The sequence below is a fragment of the Peribacillus sp. SRI_006 genome (assembly GCF_057586375.1).
The window spans coordinates 98,729-118,166 of the sequence record NZ_JBYCZT010000015.1 but is presented as its reverse complement, the minus strand read 5'-3'; the positions used below and the strand labels follow the sequence as shown (position 1 = coordinate 118,166).

Below are 19,438 nucleotides of genomic sequence, written 5' to 3'. Positions count from 1 at the left end.
AGGTGTGTTTATATGACAAACAATAACGCTAAATTGGGTACAAAAGCAGTATGGGCCGGGGAAAAAGAGTATTTAGTTCACGGAGCAACACAAGTACCGGTCGTGCTAAGCGTAGCTTACGGTTATGATGATATGGATGAATGGTATGATGTGGCAATCGGAAAGAAAAAAGGCCATATTTACGGACGTAACACAAATCCAACAGTTCAAGCATTTGAAGATAAACTGAAAATTCTAGAAGGTGCCGAAGCAGCAACAAGCTTTTCAACTGGAATGGCAGCTATTAGCAATACATTGTCCACCTTTTTATTGCCGGGTGATCGGATTGTGTCGATAAAAGATACTTACGGCGGTACGAATAAGATTTTTACAGAATTCCTTCCACGTCAACAAATAGAAGTTTCACTTTGCGAAACAGGAAACCATGAGCAAATTGAGGTGGAAGTTGCAAAAGGATGTAAAATCTTATACTTAGAAACACCGACAAACCCAACCGTGAAAATTACGGACATTGAACGCATGGCAAAAGCGGGTCGTGATGCAGGTGCACTTGTGATTGTTGACAATACATTTGCGACGCCAATCAATCAGAACCCCCTCTCACTAGGTGTAGACTTGGTAATCCATAGTGCAACAAAATTCCTTGGTGGTCACGCAGATGCATTAGGTGGTGTTGTGTGCGGTTCTAAAGAGCTTGTTGAAAAAATCTATCACTTCCGTGAAATTAATGGGGCAACAATGGACCCAATGGCGGCATACCTAATGTTGCGCGGTATGAAAACACTTCACCTTCGCGTTCGTGAGCAATGTAAAAATGCAATGGCTCTTGCTAAATACTTACAATCAAAAGAAATGGTAGAGAACGTCTACTATCCAGGATTAGAATCGCATCCACATCACGATATTGCGAAAAAGCAAATGAAGGATTTTGGTGGAATGCTTAGTTTTGCAGTAAAAGGCGGAGTAGATACAGTAAGAGACCTTCTTCCGAAATTACAATTTGCAAACCGCGCTGCGAATCTCGGTGCTGTTGAAACAACAGTAGGACCTGCTCGTACTACAAGCCATGTTGAATGTACTCCAGAAGAGCGTGCAGCAATGGGAATTCCTGAAGGGTTAATTCGCGTTTCTTGTGGAATTGAAGATATTGAAGATTTAATTGCAGATTTTGAGCAAGCATTTAATCACGTTAAGAGCGTTTTGCAAGTCTAATAGATACCTAGTTTACTATAGGAGTTGAGAGGTGAATGTCAAATAAACATCCTATGGTTAAACAAGCTAATTGCTTGTTTAACCAACTGATTGAATGGCGCCGCACGTTTCATCAACATCCCGAGCTTAGCTTTCAAGAGTTCGGGACCTCCCAATTGATTGCTGAAACGTTACAAAAAATCGACGGAATGAAAGTAGAAAGAGGAATTGCAGTTGAAACAAGCGTTGTCGGTATATTAACTTCTGGTGAAGGTCCGACGATTGCAATCAGGGCTGATATTGATGCTCTGCCCATTACAGAAGAAAATACTACAAGTTACTGCTCAAAAAATGATGGTATTATGCATGCATGCGGACATGACGCCCATACAGCTATTTTACTAGGTGTCGCTATCATTCTTGCTGATCTCTTTAAAAAGGGTGAAGTAACAGGAACAGTTAAATTCATATTTCAGCCGGCAGAGGAAAGTACGGATGAATGCGGACTTTCTGGATCACCTTACATGGTGCAAGCAGGTGTTTATGACAAGGTAGATGCTGCTATCGCCCTTCATATGTGTCCATGGCTTCCAGTCGGCGACGTACAAATGAGTGATGGTTACAGTATGGCAAATGTCGATGTATTTGAAGCGAAGATTTATGGAACAGGTGGCCACGGAGCGTATCCTGAACTTGGAACTGATCCAATATGGATGCTCGGACCTGTTATGCAAGCGTTACACGGTATTGTTGCTCGCAAGATATCAGCATTGGATGCAGCGGTGGTTAGTATAGGTCAAATCCATGCAGGAACAGCAAGTAATATCATCCCAACAGAGGTCTTAATTGAAGGTACGATTCGCAGTTATACACCCGAAATCCGAGATTTATTAGCTATAGAATTAAGGAAAGCGATTTCAATTGTTGAACATCTAGGTGGGAGTTTTTCCTTGAATATCGAAAGAGGAGAACCAGCCTTAAATAATAGTGCTTTAGTCAATCAATGGATCACCGAAGCCTTGCTTGAGATCTATCCTGAAATAGATATTACGAAACGTCCATTCGGACTAGGAGGAGAAGACTTCGGCTATGTGACACAAAAAATTCCGGGTTCTATGTTTTTTCTAGGATGTGCACAAAAAGAAGGAGTTCAAAGAGATTTGCACACACCGATTTTTGATATCGACGAAACTTGCTTACCTATAGGAACAGCAATTCTCGCGCATACAGCTGTAAGGTTTTTAAATGGAGATGTAAACTTACCGATCAATCATAATTTGGAGGCGCAAAAACATGGCACATAAACTAGCATTTATTGGATTTGGTGTAGTTGGTCAAGGATTAGCTGAAATCCTGCGTGATAAAAAAGAAGAATTAAAACAAGGTGAAGGCTTTCAAGGTGCAATTGTCGCAATTTCGGATTTAATGAAAGGCTCAATCTATCATCCGAGCGGTCTTGACATCGATACAGCTTTACGAGTATTAAAAGAAACGGGAAGTCTAGAAAACTACCCAAAAACGCCAGGCCTTGTGACGGGGTGGGATAGCCTAAAAACGATTCGTGAAACAAATGCAGATACAATTATTGAGGTTTCATACACAGATGTAAAAACAGGTCAACCCGCCATTAACCATTGTAAGGCTGCATTTGAAAGTGGAAAAAATGTTGTCATGACAAATAAAGGTCCTGTTGCTCTAGCTTACAAAGCGCTTTCTGAAATTGCTAGTAAACATGGCGTATACTGGGGATTTGAAGGAACGGTCATGAGCGGAACACCTGCTTTACGTATGCCAATTGCAACGTTGGCAGGAAATGATATCACCGAAATACGCGGAATTTTAAATGGTACAACAAACTACATTTTAACCAAAATGGAAGTAGAGGGTGTGTCTTATGAGGAAGCGTTAAAAGAGGCACAAGAGCTAGGGTTTGCAGAAGCAGATCCTACTAGTGATGTTGAAGGCTATGATGCAAGATATAAAATTGTCATTTTATCAAACTATGTCATGAACGCACCACTTACTGTGGAAGAAGTATCATGCAAAGGGATTACTGACATTACATTAAAAGATATTGAAGATGCGAAAACAGAAGGAAAGCGTTGGAAGCTATTAGCCAAGGCACGTAAAGAAGGCGACAAAGTCATTGCCTCAATTGCTCCAGAAAAAGTCGATGTTACAGATCCGCTTGCCTCAATAAGCGGTGCCACTAACGCGATTGCGTACGAATGTGATCTTTTAGGCACAGTGACTTTAAGCGGTGCAGGTGCCGGGAAAGTTGAAACAGGATTCTCCCTCTTAATAGACTTAATTACCATTGATCGTGAAAGGAAATTAGTAAATATCTAATATAAGAAGGGTGGTAATGTTATGACAACTCAAGTTGCTGGTCGAAAGATGTTTCTTGCGGGTGAATGGGTGAATAGTGACCGAATTATTGAAGTGAGGGATCCACAGGATAACAGTATTATTGATACAGTGCCTGCTGCTTCAGCCGAAGATATGCTTAAATGCATCGAGGCAGCGAAAGAAGGGGCAAAAATTGCTGCTGCTATGTCTGTACATGAACGAATGGAAGTCCTTAATAAAGCAGCCGATTATATCGAAGCGAATAAAGAAAAATATGCAAGAACCATTGCGCTGGAAGGAAGTAAAACAATCCGTGAAGCGACAAAAGAAGTAGCAAGATGCATTCAGACACTTCGAATTAGTGGAGAAGAAGCAAGAAGGATTCATGGAGAGACGATACCATTTGATCAAATGCCAGGAAATGAGAATCGGGTCGGGTATTATTATCGAGTTCCAATCGGTATTATCGGCGCTATTACCCCTTTTAATGACCCATTAAACCTTGTTGCCCATAAAGTAGGGCCGGCGATTGCATCAGGAAATGCCATTATCGTAAAACCGGCAACTGTCACTCCATTAAGTGCTCTTTTACTTGCAGAAGCATTCGCTAAAGCCGGACTTCCTCCAAAAGTGTTAGCCGTGGTAACTGGTTACGGACATGAGATTGGTGACGTTCTTGTGACACATCCAGCGATACGAATGATCTCATTTACAGGTGGGCTTGAGGCAGGAGAAGGAATCGTTCGTAAAGCAGGATTGAAAAAAATCGGTATGGAGCTAGGTTCCAATTCACCTGTTATAGTATTGGAGGATGCCGATGTAGAAGAAGCCGTAGAATCAACGGTTTCCGGTGCTTTTTGGGCAGCTGGTCAAAACTGCCTTGGTGTCCAGCGGATATACGTTCAAGAAGATATTATTAATCAATTTGAAGTAGCATTTGTGAAACGTACCAACCAATATAAGATTGGTGATAAACAATCAGAATCTACCGATATGGGGCCACTTATTACAGAAAAAGAGGCGATACGTGTCGAGAATCTGGTAAATGAAGCCCATCAAAAAGGTGCTGTATTATTGACAGGCGGAACGCGTAACGGGGCATTCTATTCACCGACCGTTTTGAAAAATATACCAGAAGATTCTACGATTGCAAAAGAGGAAATCTTCGGACCTGTTGTTTTGCTTTTCCCGGTTTCGAATCTTGATGAAGCAATTGAAAAATCAAATGGAGTAAGTTACGGATTACAGGCAGGTATCTTTACAAAAAATATCGACAAAGCCCATAAAGCCATTGCAAAGATGGATGTTGGTGGCATTATGATTAATGACAGCAGTGACTACCGAATTGATGCGATGCCGTTCGGTGGTATGAAAAATTCAGGGCTAGGACGTGAAGGGATCAAATTTGCGATTCATGAAATGACAGAACCAAAACTTGTTTGTTATAAATTGTCGAACTCAACGTTCTCATCCTGAAAACAGACTGAAGCCTTTGGTAAGTAAATCAATAAGTTCAGCCATTATGCAATTCATCTATTAGTATAGATAACTTAATAAATTTTAATAATGCTGAACAAGACCACTTATATAACATTCTATTATCATTTATGACAAGTTTTGAATCTGTGGTTGGGTGAAACATTGAAATAATTATCACGTTGAGTAATTACTAAAGGAGGTAATTTATGGATCATGAACAAAAGTTTAAAAAAGAGGATGTCACTGTTGTAGATACTAATATTGCTAAAAAAACCGTTTTTGCGACCTCTCTTGGTAACGCCATGGAATGGTTTGACTTTGGTATATATGCATATTTAGCTGTTACGATTGGTAAAGTTTTTTTTTCAGAAATCGATCCTTCTCATCAGTTGATCTATTCTCTTGCGACTTTTGCTATTGCATTTATAGCACGTCCGATTGGCGGTCTGGTTTTTGGTATGATGGGAGATCGAATCGGGCGTAAGAAGATCCTATCTATTACATTAATCATGATGGCTGTAGCGACTTTAAGCATCGGTCTCATTCCAAGCTACGCCTCTATTGGTATTTATGCTCCTGTCTTGTTAATTATCGCTAGACTAATCCAAGGGTTTTCAACAGGAGGAGAATATGCTGGTGCAATGACTTTTATCGCAGAATCAACCCCAGATAAAAAACGTGGTTTCATGGCGAGTGGTTTAGAAGTTGGAACGCTCGTAGGCTTCTCTGCTGGTGCTGGGTTAGTCACTTTTATTACATTCCTTCTTGGTCCTGAAAAGATGGTCGAATGGGGTTGGCGGATTCCATTTTTGATTGCTGGTCCTTTAGGATTTATCGGTTTATATTTTCGGAATCGCTTAGAAGAAACACCTGCCTTTGAAGCTTTGATGAAAGAAGAAGATAAAAAACACCATACTTCCCTTAAAGAAATTGTTATCGATCACTGGAAACCACTTTTAATTTGCATAGGTATAGTTCTCTTTTATAACACGATGGCCTATATGGTACTCACTTATATGCCAGCTTATTTAACGCAAGAACTCGGTTATGGTGAAACCAAAGGATTGATTCTAATGATTATCGTTATGATTATCATGATGCCTATTATCTTAGCAATGGGACATTTGAGTGATCGTATTGGTCGTAATCTTATTATTAAGGGAGCTTTAATAGGCGTCATTTTACTCAGTGTACCAGCATTTATGATGATTGGTAACGGCAATAATTATATTGTCTTTTGCGGGTTGCTCCTTCTTAGTAGTTTACTCGCTGCATTCCAAGGAGCACTTCCAGCAACACTACCTTCATTATTTTTTACGAAAGTACGTTACGGGTCACTTGCAATTACCTACAATATTTCAACATCATTATTTGGAGGGACCACACCCCTTGTAATCGCTTGGCTCGTTGGTATCACCAAGAATAGTATGTTGCCAGCTTATTACCTAATGACTGTTTGTCTTTTCGGACTCATCATTGTTTCCTTATTTGTCAAAGAAACAGCTGGTAGATCGTTACGTGGATCTATGCCGGCTGTTGAGGATCCAAACGAAATTGGTGAAATTTTGAAAAATCCAGATAAAGCACTATGGTGGAAAGAGGAAGTGCAAGAATTGGAAGAGAAGGATGTCGAGGGAAGTAATCAGGACATAATTTAACCTATACAAAAGTTAGATATCTTTAGGGGAGCTTCAGGAGCGTGTTTACAACGTAAAGAAAATACCAAGGAAGATTCCCCCATTAACTGTTGCATTCTGCCTATTCTTTGCTTGAAATAAATACTGAAGATTAATCTAATGATACAGAATATGAGAAAAAAGATGGAATAAATATTTAAAAAGGGTTCTTTCCATTCTGTACAGTCTGTAGTGCTACCCCACGAAGTAGGTTTAATAACAAGCGATTCAATTTCTTATAGGAACGTACGGAATACCGAACGAGCCTGAACTCATTAAGATTAAGGGATTATTAGAATAAAGAATCACAAGGATAGCAGCCGGGCGGCTGCTTTTTTTTATTATTTTTTCCCTTTGCCTTCCGAATAGTAAAAAAGGGCAGGCAGGCTAACCTCCCAATCATTGAGTGGTTTAACGTATTCAGGCAGCATCATTGCCGATTTACATTTGTAACATTTAGACTATCTATAAGTAGGGGCTTTATGGATCCTATTTGATTACACATTCATTTTCTAGTTTACATAAGATTGATTATAGGAAGTTAGAAACCTATAAAATTAGCTGTCTCAAAATTACAAGTAATCTTATTGTAGTGAGACAGAATAAAAGTGTTAAAAAAAAAGTACACAACTTACACATATCATTTCACAGAACACTCACAATCTTTCGTTGTATAATATAGGTACTCCTTATTTTGATCTCTGAAATGATTGTCCAGGACCAGTCGTATTCAGAGAAAAAGCCTCTAAGATTTTTCCTTAGAGGTTTTTATTGTATCTCATTACTACTAGTAATCTTATATTTTGAGATGAAGTAGAAATTTTATGCTAATGATTTTCTTATTTTTGGATTTCTTGTATCCGCTTTATCTATAGTGATATCTACAGCGTATACTGCTTCCTTAGTCATTGGATTAGCTGCCTCAGTTTTAGTTTTCACCTTTTCAACCTCTTTACCGTGTTTCTCAACTTCTTAATTAGCCATTTCAATTTCTTTTCCCAGTTCAGCCACTAATTTATCAGCTTGTTTAGCTTTTTCTTCTGCATATTTAAGCGTAGCATTTAAATTTTTAATTGAATTGTTAGCTGCAGCAAGCTCTTTAACCTTTGCCTCATATTCAGCTGTTTTAATGGCTAACTGATCCTTTGTGGCCTGATGGTTAGCAGTTTTAGTATTCAATTTTGTTTCCAAAGCTTTGATTTGTTTACTTAAATCTAACATTTGATTTTATTATTCAGTTCTACTTTTTGAGCTTCTAGATCTGCCTTTTGATTCGTTAGATCTGCATTTTCACTCTCAAGATTAGTAATTGTTGCATTTGCTAAACCGATTTCATGGTTAGCATTATTTCTTAGAGTATCTATTTTTTCTTTAAATGATCCTTCCTTTTCTTTGAAATGTACAAAACCATTTCCAAAATCTTTAACCTCTTTCGTTGCGTTATCTAGAATTGGAGATTCTGTGAAAGTTAATCCTAATCCAACTGGTAAACCTGTAATAATAACTCCCGCAATCTTACTAGAAAATAACCCTTTTTAAATTTCCACCTGTTAAATTAAATAATAGTGTAGTTAAGTTTTCGACCAGCTTTGTTTAAATGATTTTGTATAAACGAAACTGATAAGTTAACATAGGAAATGGCTTTTATTTTGTCGTCCTATTTAAGCTATACTGTGCAAATAATATTGAAAAGGTTAAGCAAGTTGGAGAATTAGTGGTCGTATGTATAACACTGCGTACTTCAACTTTTGATGCATAAAATTATTAATAGTATGAAAACAATAAAAACTGATAATACTAAAGATGATTTTCCGGTATATAATGATCACAGTCATGAGCTTAGGAAATACCACGGTAAAACAGATTAAATACCAGTATTCTTATTGATACAAATATGTTGAAAAAAAATACACAAAAAAACAGACGTTTTTTATTGCATTTTACGGGTATTAGTATTAATATTAACATTAACAATTAATGTTCAATATTAGTGAACAAAAAAGTATAATACGTAAAATTATATATAAAAAAGAACGTAAAGTGGTAGAGCACTTACGTTCTAGTAAAAGGGCCACTTATTTTTTGAGATTAATGTAAGTGAGTAGTGCAATAATAAAAATACCAAAATTCCAATCTATCATGAGTGCGACCCCCTTTCTGTATTCAATTGTAATAGAGAAATGTGTAGCTCTTAACAGATTACCCCCAGTAATACTTATAGAGACTACCACTATCTGGTTCAGAATACCATTTTTTCTATATTAACGTCAAGTTAATTGGATATTTTTTCTGATCTTTTTTATATCCATAGACTTTAGTGAATTAACGTATACGTAACGCCAGCACCCAATGGGTGTGGCGTTTTTTTAATTACTATATTTCTCGATTAATTCTGTGATCGCAAGCTTGAGAATATCTCTGATATTTCTGCAGACGATTCAAAGGATAGGTTCTCCTTCGCCAGTTTGATAGTTTATGAGTCTTTTATGGTGATGCAGCGGCATAGGCACTTCTCTCTTTAAATTTAAAGTGTGCATGGATGACCGCATTGGCAGTGGAGTTCATGACAGCATTCATGGTTGCTAATTAAAGTGTCTAACTTTTTGGGTTCACTTCATAAGCAAGAGGGGCACTTTAAATGAATATTGAACAGGATATGAACTATGCAAAAACAATCTATGAAACGTTGACTGACGAGGAAAAGCGTACGGCAACTTTACAAGTTGGGAAACAAGGAGCTTCTCAATTAGCAGAACGTCCAATTGCCGACTTTATCGTTCCTTTTTCTGAAAAAGAAACATTTATGGAATGTTCCAACCGCACAATGTGTTACGTCCACCTGGGCGTTTGGAACACTCTTTCATACTTGGCAGGCCGTTACGCAAGGGAAAGAAAGCTACAAAGAAAGATTCTTTGACGTTATCGATGTCTACAGAAAGTTAATGCTTCGTCTCTAAATGCTCATTATAAAAACTCATATTTTACATGTAACCTTTAAAATAGTTTCGAGGGTATATGATCCCATTCTAGATAACAATAATGATATATGTAAAGTGTTTCTAATTTATAATCCTTTTCACTACTCCTCTTAATACACTTCTTCAAGTGATGTGATTCATTTTTTAGTAAGTAGGCTTTTCTATATCAGAACTCTTTTATAGTTGAGAAAATAAATTGTCAATATATTCCTCATGCAGATACTTATAGAAATTGGCTTCTAAAAAGGCATCAGCCGAATTACATTTCCTTACTCTTCTGCCCTTTTCTTGAGCTTGCAGGAAATTTTTTAACCATTGTTTTATATCACCTTCTTCAGTATATTCTATGGTTTCTCTGTGGGCTTTTATTATCGCCAGCAAGTCGCCAAAGCGTACACCAATTCGAGCAGTCCATCTTTTTTCTAACTGATAAATTCTATTCAAATTACTAACTCTTTCGACAAGAATAGGATCGTCCTGGTTAACTGCACAAATATTCACCCGAAATCCCCCTGGAACACTAGTGAATTTTGTGATTATATTATCAATGGCTGTACGATAATAAGGTAAAAAAACTTTTAAAATGGCACCCGGTCCGTGAGTAGTAATCGGATCTTTCGAACCATGAATTGTCGGGGAGTTACAATCACTACAAATAGGAATTAAATTATGTTGGGAAAACCCTAAGGATGGATACTTTTGTTTTGGGAAATAATGTTCGTTTTGCGCTATAAATGTTTCTTCATATCCCTGAATATTTCCCAGGCACACTGGACATACTTGATATCGATCCTGATTCTTTTCCTTATAATATTTAAGATATATCTCTCGGTTAAAGCCACTAATTTGTAAGCCCGTAATGTATTGATAACTGGATTGGCAAAAAATTTGTGTGTAGAAAGGTTCTATGAAGTTTTTTAGAATTCCCAAAAGATTTTCCGGAAGACACTGAACCTGAAAGCAAAAATCTTGATCATCAAAACTAGTATGAAATGCTAAGTCATTCTCGAAAACTTTTCTCAAAATACTTACTTCAAAAGGAGATACACTAAACAAACCTAGTAGGCCTTTTCGAACAGGCCCCTTCTCTGATCTACTCAGCCCAACAAACCAATCTCCGGTGTTACCAAAATGAGTCTTAAAATCCTCTATATTAAAAGGTCTTTTATCAGGATCCGCTGCATATTCAAAAATTCCATCAATAAATTTGCTCACATGATCAAAGTCTTGACAGCAATCTGGTTGCTCTGTTTGAAGAAGCAATGTTATCACCTCTAAATAAATTAGTCTTCTTCTATTTCATATATGCGATTTCGAATTGAGAATTGTAATCGACCTGGCCCTACCTTTTTCTCTAATTCTTCAAGTTTTTCAATTGTATCGGCTTCTTCTAAAAGTTGAGATAAGCGATTTTTAGAAAATTCTCCAATATAACCTGACGTTCCAAAAATACGCATAGAAATCTCATCTCGACTTGCTCCAAAAGGTGAAATTGTATTAGCTTTAATACGTGGATGACCTTCCTTATCTACTACAAAATGATACAGTTGATTTGGTTCTACATCCGTAAGTACCAATGTTGAATGGGTAGCAATAATAAACTCTTGTGAATTATTAGCTGTTTCATATGTAAATTCGAAAAGGAGTCGAACAAAATCAATGTTCCAGTTCTCATTTAAATAAACATCTGGTTCATCAAAAAGAAATAATGAATCACGCTCATATCTTGATAATAAAGCAAGGCCTAATCTAGCTAACCACATATACTCGCCGTCACTAAGTGAGCCATTTGTCAATAAGTCCTCTTCTTCGTTCAACTGAAAAGCCAAATGGGCAGATAAGAGGAATCCTTCTCTACGGGCGTGCAACAATGTAGTTAATAAAATAATAGGATCATAAGTCTTATCTAACTTCGGCGCATGATATGAAAAACCTTGAGAGCTAGCCATCATTTCGATATAGAACATTGCTACGAGCTCGTGTTTCTCGTTTCCTTCCTCAAGTTCTTCCCATTTCTGAATTGAACTTTTCCTTCTAGTGACCAGGTCGGAAAAATCTGCCTCTGAATCCATTAAGCTTAGAAAGAAGCGTTCCGGAGAAGTTAAATTTTCTGGCCGTTTCTTCAACTCATCAAGAGCCGTTTCTTCAACCACTAATGAAAAGGAAATAGGCTTTATATTACCTACAACGCTAAAAAGTTTATCTCTCAAATCGCAGTATTTTTCTATTGAATCAGAAAACGGTGAACAAGCACACAATGCAATCATTACAAAAATAGCATTTTCACTATCAATAAATAGAAAAGGAGACTCGTCTCTTATTAATTTAAGCTTTCCTTCTAGCAACGAAATCTCATTTGCTCGCTCATTATAGTCCCTATTTGTTTTTGAACCCTCTCGCACATCATAAAGATCACTTTTTAAAGACATCTCCGCAGATTGAATGAGTACATCTTCTAAAATCGTCGTAGGACCAGATGCTTGTGCAATAATTCTTTTTGGGTGATACTGTCGACGTTGACTAAATGGCTTATCTCTTAAAGAAAGGCGTTGTTCACCATGTTCCTGTGTTTTAATAGTAATCATTAATTTTGACTGGAAATCTATATCTTTTTGGTGATCGTTTACTTGTCCTAGCAATAGTGAGTCGCAGTCTCCATTGTCTAAGTCTTCATTATTACAAACCGTTACTTCGGTCATAATATCGTCAACCTCTATCATATAGACTATTTTAAAACGGAATCCCGGTGTCTCGTCCTGCAAAATTCGAGTAAAAATCAAACTAATTGCTTCAATAGCTGCAGATTTTCCTGAACCATTTTTCCCAATAAAAAAACGATATGCCGCAGGATTAATTTTTTCGTCTAATGGACGGAAATTAAGTTTAAAATTATCTAAATGCTTATAATGTTCAATTTCAACATATTTAAGCCTCATTTCTTTTCACCTACCTTTTCGCTTGAAATCCTCTGGTACTTGCCATCGCTCAATCGTTGTTTTAACCTCGAAATTTAGGATATTCTTTGTGCCCTCCTGCTCTGTCAGCTTTGGAAACTCCATCATTTCAGTTTGTTCACGCTCCAACATACCAAATGCTTCAAACAACGTAATTGAATTCTTCCCTTCCTGAACACTAAACTTTTTTGGATAATCATGGCCCTTTAGTTCATCTTGAATTAATTTTGTTGCCTCATGACCTGCTAAAGGCCGGTTTTCATAATAGAAAGTCTCCAGTAACTTTTGTTGTGGTAAAGAGAACTTTTCGAACAACTTACAGAATTGTTGAGGGATTTCTAATGGCCCTTCATAGATATCTATTTCATCAAAGTTATCTGGTTCTGATACGGATGTTTTTTCTTCTTCTGCCTGTTTCAGCTGCTCTTGTTGATGTTCATCTTTATCTTCATTAATTTCTTGCCACTTTGAATCGTCTAACAATCCAGTCAATTCCTGCAAATTACTTCGTATTTCTTGGTCAAGTTCTTGAATTTTCAAAATTAATTCTTTAGGAGTGACATGAGCAACAATTTCTTCCTCTACCTTCTTGTAATGGGTCATGGACATGTTAAAGTTATTGTTTTCTAATTCATCGTAATGAACAAAAAAGAAATTTTTGAATTGCCACTGTTTTGGAGGATGAAAACTTGCTTGTAGTTCATTAGCTCCTTGCTCACTTAGTTGTTGCCACTTTTTCCAATCTTTCTGACGATTTTTCCAACGCAATAGCAAATCTGTGAACGAGCCTTCTCCAGTAGCTGTTGAGCTTTCTTGTGAAATCTCATAGAACCATACGTATGGTGTAGCTAATTCATCGCTCATATTCTGCAATTTTGACAAAAATAAGATTGAAGTCTTGACAAGAGTGAAAGGTTTAAAAATGCCTTGAGGTAACGAAACAATACCTTCAATCCTGTAACTCCTAATAAGCCTACGCCGAAATTCACTTTTGTTTCCAAATAAAATACCTTCCGGTACAATAATTGCCGCTCTCCCTAGTTCCTTTAAGAGAGCAATAGACAGTTCTATAAATAATTGATCTGTCGTACGAACCGAAGTACCTCCAATAAGAGTTGTTAAATAATCCGTATATCGAATAGAAAATGGTGGGTTTACCATAATTACATCATAATTTTTTGTAACTGTTCCCTCTGCTAAGCTATCAGCATGGGTAATAGAAAAATTATTTATATCATGAAAAATTAAGTTATATACAGCTAGCCGTGCCATGGTAGGATCAAAATCTGTTCCATATATATTTGTGTTAACGCTACCTTCTTTTTCTACCAAATAATCGTATGTCCCTAGCAAAAAACCGCCACTTCCACATGCGGGGTCAAATATGGTTTCCTGTGACCTAGGTGCTAACATCTCGACAATGGGTTGAATGACATGTTTAGGGGTAACATATTGTCCCCATTGCCCGATTGTCGTAATTGTTTTTAATAATTCCTCATATAGATCTCCCATTAAATTCAATTCGTATTCTTCAAAAAAATCGTCAACAATTTTATGTGCCTTTACTATAACCCTAGGGTTAGTTACAGTAAATGAAATATCTTTCATATACTCAACCCGGAAAACAGGATATATGCTTTTTAAGCTTCCGATGGCATGATTTAGCACTAACAGCAATTCTTTGAATCGCTTTTCATTTTCAACTGGGTCTTTATCTAGACTATTCACTTTTATAAATTCTTTTAAGTAATACCACAGATCTCGAGCAGTTAAATCCAAGGAAGAGTCCTGATGAATTTTTCCCTTGGAGCTACTTTTTTCAGCTATCAAACGAAAAATACACAGTTGTGAAATCTCTTCTATTATTGTATAAGAGTTATTAATTCCACCTGCCCAAAATACATCAACTAATGAATCAATGACTCCTTTTAGTTTTGTAGTGTTCAATAAATACTTCTCCTCCTTATTTAGTTGGAACTTTATACACATTATGAGCTAAAGTATTATAAAGCTGTTCAGTTACTTGAAAATTACTTTGCACTTTTTTTTCTATTTCTCGAATTTGTCTTACCATACGTGAAAATTCCATTTGAACCTTCATTGGGGGGACAGAAATTTGAATTTGACGAATTGTACCGATACTTAACCCCTTCATAATTGCACCACGATTTAGTTGATTCATTTGCCTAATCACTTCGCTATGGTAATTAAATGCACTTGCAATAAAGTCACAGTGTACTAAGTCTTTTTTTAATGTTAGCGTTGCTAGATGTTTAGTGGTAATAGCATTTGGGATATCATTAGGAACAACTGCTGCTCGCCCTATAGTTCCCATAATAGTTACAAGTACATCTTCTGGATAAGCTGAATATCGGCATAATTTTTTGTATTTTTCCCTAGTAATGTAACGTTCATTCTTACTCCAAACAAATTGTCTCTTAACAGCGTTATCTATTCCTAGTACTAAGACATCTCCATTTTCAGTGAATTCCGAATGAAGGAGCTGACTTCCAAAAGGTCCCGATCTAATATTGGAAGCTAGCTTATCAATAGAAACCTTAGACCACTTCTCATATCCATCTCCCAGAGGTCCTACCTTCTCTTGGAAAACTGCTTGGACAAGTTGACCTATCAAATCTAACTTACTTTTCTCTTTCTTAACAACTTCACTTGTTTTTTCTAGAATTTTGACAAATTTAACTTGAAATTCCCAAGGGGGTAATGGAAGTACCAAGTTTAATAGACGTGATTTATTTAGATGCTTGATCGTAGCTCCTTCTGCATGCTGATTTAGGTAACCAAACTTTAATTTCAAGAAATGGTAGAGATACATATAGTGAACCTTCTTTGAGTTCATAATTTCCATTTTTGCAATAGTTGATCCTACATACCCTTGAAGGTTGGTGCCTACTTGGCCTGCATTCGTACCATCCCATACAATTAATATATCATGAGGTGAACATAGAACGCCTTTTTCGTTAAACCCAAACTCTTTAGGCACTTCTCCACGTAAATTATCGATCTTCAGAATAGGATAAACTATTTCTTCTGTACTTTCCGTCATAGGAGTTACTTTTTTTCCTTTTTTAATTTTAACCAAGTCGCTTAAAGGAACGATGGTTACTTGCGGCATACGAAAGTCACTATTCATCACTTCAAGGTTACCCTTATATTATTAAAATTCATTATTAGCTTCTTTTTCAAGACTCTCACTTCCTTAAAGGTATTTCATGTTCCTCACTTATACACTAGTAGTAATAAAACTTTGAAATGTACTTTATAAATATTAAACTTTAATTGATATTAAAAAAAGTGTTATGAAGTAAGTCAACTCATCATCTATTCTAATCTCTTTGAAATTGTTACTTCCTTTTTGCATATTCTTCTTTGTATTTAAAACTATTTATTCGTTTGATAGGAGTAGCTATACTTGCGCTATCTGATTGACGGCATGAACTGCACGTAACAATCGTTGTCGTTTTTCCTGAATCGGAAACAACCCCATCACACCCAACTGATGATAGTTTGTGAATGGTCTCTCTTGAAACAACATTTTTACATCTAAACGACCATTTTGTACAAAGAAATCTATAATAACATTAATAAAGTCAATTTGATTTGCGCTTAATGTCTTATCCTCTAAAAATTCTGCAAATGCCTCTTTTGCTGCTTTTACGTCCATTCCTAACAGTTCGCGGATTAACCCTATTAGTGACTTTTCAGTACCAAAATGTTGTTGAAATTCCAACTTTGTGCCCGGACGCTCCTGGAATATCATTTTTTCAAGTTCTTCTAAGTCTTGTCGGGTAAGCTGTTTATTTGTTCGAATTTTTTGAATTGCCACGTGTGATTCATGTTGCTTAACATAAGATTTAATATACTTACGATATTCCTGATAGCTAGATTGTACCGGTAACACCGTTGCCTCATGCTCTATGATACTGTCGTGGAAATCTGTATATAAAGGTTTACGTGTAGCCCTGTCCATATATACAATGCAGTTACGAAGATGTTTACGCACTTTTTCCAAAGCCGGAACCGTGAGTCCTTCATAAAAATCTACTTTTTGGATTTGACGAATTAGTTCAATATTATTTTTCACTTCATCGATTGTACGCTTTTTTTCTAGATGTTTTCCAATTTCACGAAGACGAGACATTTGTTGAATATTAATTTTGTTATTTTCTACAAAAGTTAGCTCCATATCATATATTAAATTGTCAAACCGCTTAATTGCCTCTTCATCGTCCAGAATAAGCAGTGGCGTTATATGGTTAATTACCTCACGTGCTTCACTGTTCAAAAGTGATTCCCAAATCTCTTGATTCTCATACTTCTCTACATATTGACGAACCGGGCGTACTGTAAAATGATTTTTATCAAGGGCTTTAACTGCCTTGACCATCTCTTCAATCATAGTTTGTCGTTGTTCTTGCAACAATTCATCATTTCGTAAAGAATCTTTTCCTAGAGTAAGAATTAGCCTTGTTTTTGACTCTGCTATCTTTTGACTTACTGATATCTGTATTTGTGACTCTTTCCCCTCTGGAAATGCTTCAAAGAATTCAATATTGCCACAGAAGTCAAATACATAAAATTCCTCTTTATCTTTATTTGGTCCAAACAAGTTCCCACATAATCGTGTGCCTCTTCCAATCATCTGCCAAAATTTCGCTTTTGAATATACCGGTTTTATTATCAATAGATTTAGAATTTCGCAGATATCAATCCCGGTATCTAACATATCAACAGAAACAGCGATTATTGGAAACTTTTCAGGGTGTTTGAAATATTGCAAAGTCCCTTCCGCATGACGTACATAATTATCGATAATTTGTGTAAATTCGGGTGACATATGTGGATATAATTTATAAAAACGATCTACTAGAAACTCAGCATGTCTGTGATTTTTGGCAAATACAATTGTTTTCCCTATCCTGTCACCTCCGTTAACTTTAAGCCCCTGCTCCATAATCACTTTCCAAATTGCATCTGCCGTCGGCTCATTAAACAACCATCTATTGAGAGCATTTGATTCTATTACTTCTGGCATTACTTCTGTTAATGGATCTGTAAATTCCTCTTCATATCGCAACTTTTCTTCTTCTGACAATTCACTATATTTAATACCATCACGCATATATTTTGTTTTTACTTTAATAGGAACAGCTGGTACCAGAAATTTTTCTTCTACTCCTCGTTCATATTCATAAGCATAGGTTGGTATATTATCCTCTAGTTTAAAAATGCGATATGTATTTTTATCAAGATCAGCTTTTGGCGTCGCTGTCAATCCAACAATATAAGAATCGAAGTATTCAAATAACATACCATATTTTTGGTATACAGATCGATGGGCTTCATCGATGATAATCAAGTCAAAAGAACCTACGGTAAAGCGCTTTTGTCCATTAGGCAACCGCTGTTCCAAAGCATTTATCATGGTTTTATATGTAGATATATATATATTGGCAGAAGTATCGTATTTATCGTTCAGCATATTTGTAATAGGCTGTGTTGGCAAATACTCGGCAAAAGCTGTAGCGGCCTGATTAACCAACTCCCGACGATCTGCAAGAAACAAAATTTTATTAGCCCATTCAGAACGAGTTATTATATCCACAAGTGATATAACTGTTCTTGTTTTACCTGTACCAGTTGCCATTACAATCAATGCATGTCGCTTTCCACTTTCAAATGCTTCCGTGGCGCGCCGTATTGCTTCTACTTGGTAATAGCGATCTGCAATATCATTGTTTAAGGGCTGGTCGCTCAGTTGTAATTTCTTAGTGCGACGTTGAATGATACGGATGCATTGTTCCGCTGTATAAAAGCCATGTACTTTACGAAAATAACTCTCTTTATTTTCTGCAATATATATCTCTAATCCATTTGTAAGAAAGACTATTGGACGTTGGCCAAATTTTACTTCTAATGCATCAGCATAGTATCGTGCCTGTGACCAACCCTCTTTTGCCGATCTAGAAGTTTTTTTTGACTCAACAACGGCAAGAGGTTTTTTATCATCTCCCCATAATATGTCGTCCGCATACCCCCAGTTAGAGCGAGTAGGTAGTCCTTCTATTCTATATTCCGATGTTACATTTTCAAAATCCTTACTCCAGCCTGCTTCTTCAAGCATTTCGTTAATTATGACCCTCCGCGTTTCTGCTTCTGTATACAATGTAATATTATTAGCACGTTCCTTATTAAGTGTTTTAATTTCCTCAATTCTTGGACATAATTCTTCATCTTCTCGTTGTAACTCTTTTATTGCCGCTTGTTTCTGCTGTAAATCCTTCTCCAGTTCTTTTAGTTCTTTTTGTGTCTTTTCCTTAGTAAAAGTATTGGCATGTTGTTGAAGAAGTATTTCATCTAATTTAAGGTCTCCAAAAGGTGCTTCACTGTAATATGTATAAATCCAACTAAGAAAATCGTATAAATACGAAAATACCTTATAAGCCTTCTTTATTCGATATCTCTCACTGCTATGTAGTACCTTATTACCTACCCGACATATATAATCCAGTGTAAACAACATACCAGAATTCAAATTTTGCTGAAATGTTTGTTCCATCAGTAGTTCATTGAGTGTAACTTGTAATGGCATTCTTAATGATTTATCATTAGCATACAGCCAACGTATGGCCAACTCCATAGTGTAACGACTATAGAATATAGACGTATGCGGCGCAGAATATACATGTTTCTCAGCTTCAATCGCTACTTCATATAGTATAGGAAATTTCGATTTTAGAAAGTCCACATTATACCCCATCTTTTCTCCTCCTCATTATTATAAAATATACCC

At 36.5% G+C, this 19,438-nt stretch carries 12 protein-coding genes; 6 read left to right on the top strand and 6 right to left on the bottom strand.

Translation table 11 applies throughout. The annotated features are described in order from the left end of the window. Positions 1-12 precede the first annotated feature (12 nt). From AC2YHV_RS21235 to AC2YHV_RS21215, 5 genes are all read left to right on the top strand, one after another. Positions 13-1,212, top strand: a complete 1,200-nt coding sequence (locus tag AC2YHV_RS21235) for a cystathionine gamma-synthase family protein (protein ID WP_331262327.1) — start codon at positions 13-15, stop codon at positions 1,210-1,212. Between the two features lie 35 nt (positions 1,213-1,247). Then, a complete protein-coding gene (locus AC2YHV_RS21230) occupies positions 1,248-2,495 on the top strand; it encodes a M20 metallopeptidase family protein (protein ID WP_487374059.1) in 1,248 nt (415 codons plus the stop codon). After that, the gene (locus tag AC2YHV_RS21225) at positions 2,485-3,540 is read left to right on the top strand and encodes a homoserine dehydrogenase (RefSeq protein ID WP_487374058.1); all 1,056 of its coding nucleotides are present in this window, start codon (positions 2,485-2,487) and stop codon (positions 3,538-3,540) included. The genes AC2YHV_RS21230 and AC2YHV_RS21225 overlap by 11 nt, the downstream gene beginning before the upstream one ends. Positions 3,541-3,561: 21 nt before the next feature. Next, complete coding sequence (locus AC2YHV_RS21220) at positions 3,562-5,016, top strand: aldehyde dehydrogenase family protein (protein WP_487374057.1); 1,455 nt, start codon at positions 3,562-3,564, stop codon at positions 5,014-5,016. A gap of 209 nt (positions 5,017-5,225) precedes the next feature. Next, positions 5,226-6,677, top strand: a complete 1,452-nt coding sequence (locus tag AC2YHV_RS21215) for an MFS transporter (RefSeq protein ID WP_487374056.1) — start codon at positions 5,226-5,228, stop codon at positions 6,675-6,677. A 990-nt stretch (positions 6,678-7,667) separates the two neighbouring features. Here AC2YHV_RS21215 and AC2YHV_RS21210 read toward each other — a convergent pair. Beyond that, entirely contained in the window at positions 7,668-7,916 is a 249-nt protein-coding gene (locus tag AC2YHV_RS21210) for a hypothetical protein (RefSeq protein ID WP_487374055.1), read from the bottom strand. A gap of 1,417 nt (positions 7,917-9,333) precedes the next feature. Here AC2YHV_RS21210 and AC2YHV_RS21205 point away from each other — a divergent pair. Then, entirely contained in the window at positions 9,334-9,612 is a 279-nt protein-coding gene (locus AC2YHV_RS21205) for a hypothetical protein (RefSeq protein ID WP_487374054.1), read from the top strand. Between the two features lie 238 nt (positions 9,613-9,850). Here AC2YHV_RS21205 and AC2YHV_RS21200 read toward each other — a convergent pair whose 3' ends face one another. From AC2YHV_RS21200 to AC2YHV_RS21180, 5 genes are all read right to left on the bottom strand, one after another. Beyond that, a complete protein-coding gene (locus tag AC2YHV_RS21200) occupies positions 9,851-10,936 on the bottom strand; it encodes a hypothetical protein (protein ID WP_487374053.1) in 1,086 nt (361 codons plus the stop codon). 20 nt (positions 10,937-10,956) lie between these two features. Beyond that, positions 10,957-12,609, bottom strand: a complete 1,653-nt coding sequence (locus AC2YHV_RS21195) for an AAA family ATPase (protein WP_487374052.1) — start codon at positions 12,607-12,609, stop codon at positions 10,957-10,959. Between the two features lie 6 nt (positions 12,610-12,615). After that, a complete protein-coding gene (locus tag AC2YHV_RS21190; RefSeq protein ID WP_487374051.1) occupies positions 12,616-14,574 on the bottom strand; it encodes an HsdM family class I SAM-dependent methyltransferase in 1,959 nt (652 codons plus the stop codon). 16 nt (positions 14,575-14,590) lie between these two features. After that, on the bottom strand, positions 14,591-15,778 hold the full coding sequence (locus AC2YHV_RS21185) for a restriction endonuclease subunit S (RefSeq protein WP_487374109.1): 1,188 nt from the start codon (positions 15,776-15,778) through the stop codon (positions 14,591-14,593). A 273-nt stretch (positions 15,779-16,051) separates the two neighbouring features. Further along, positions 16,052-19,405, bottom strand: coding sequence for a type I restriction endonuclease subunit R (locus tag AC2YHV_RS21180; protein ID WP_487374050.1), 3,354 nt, complete (start codon positions 19,403-19,405; stop codon positions 16,052-16,054). Positions 19,406-19,438: the final 33 nt, after the last annotated feature.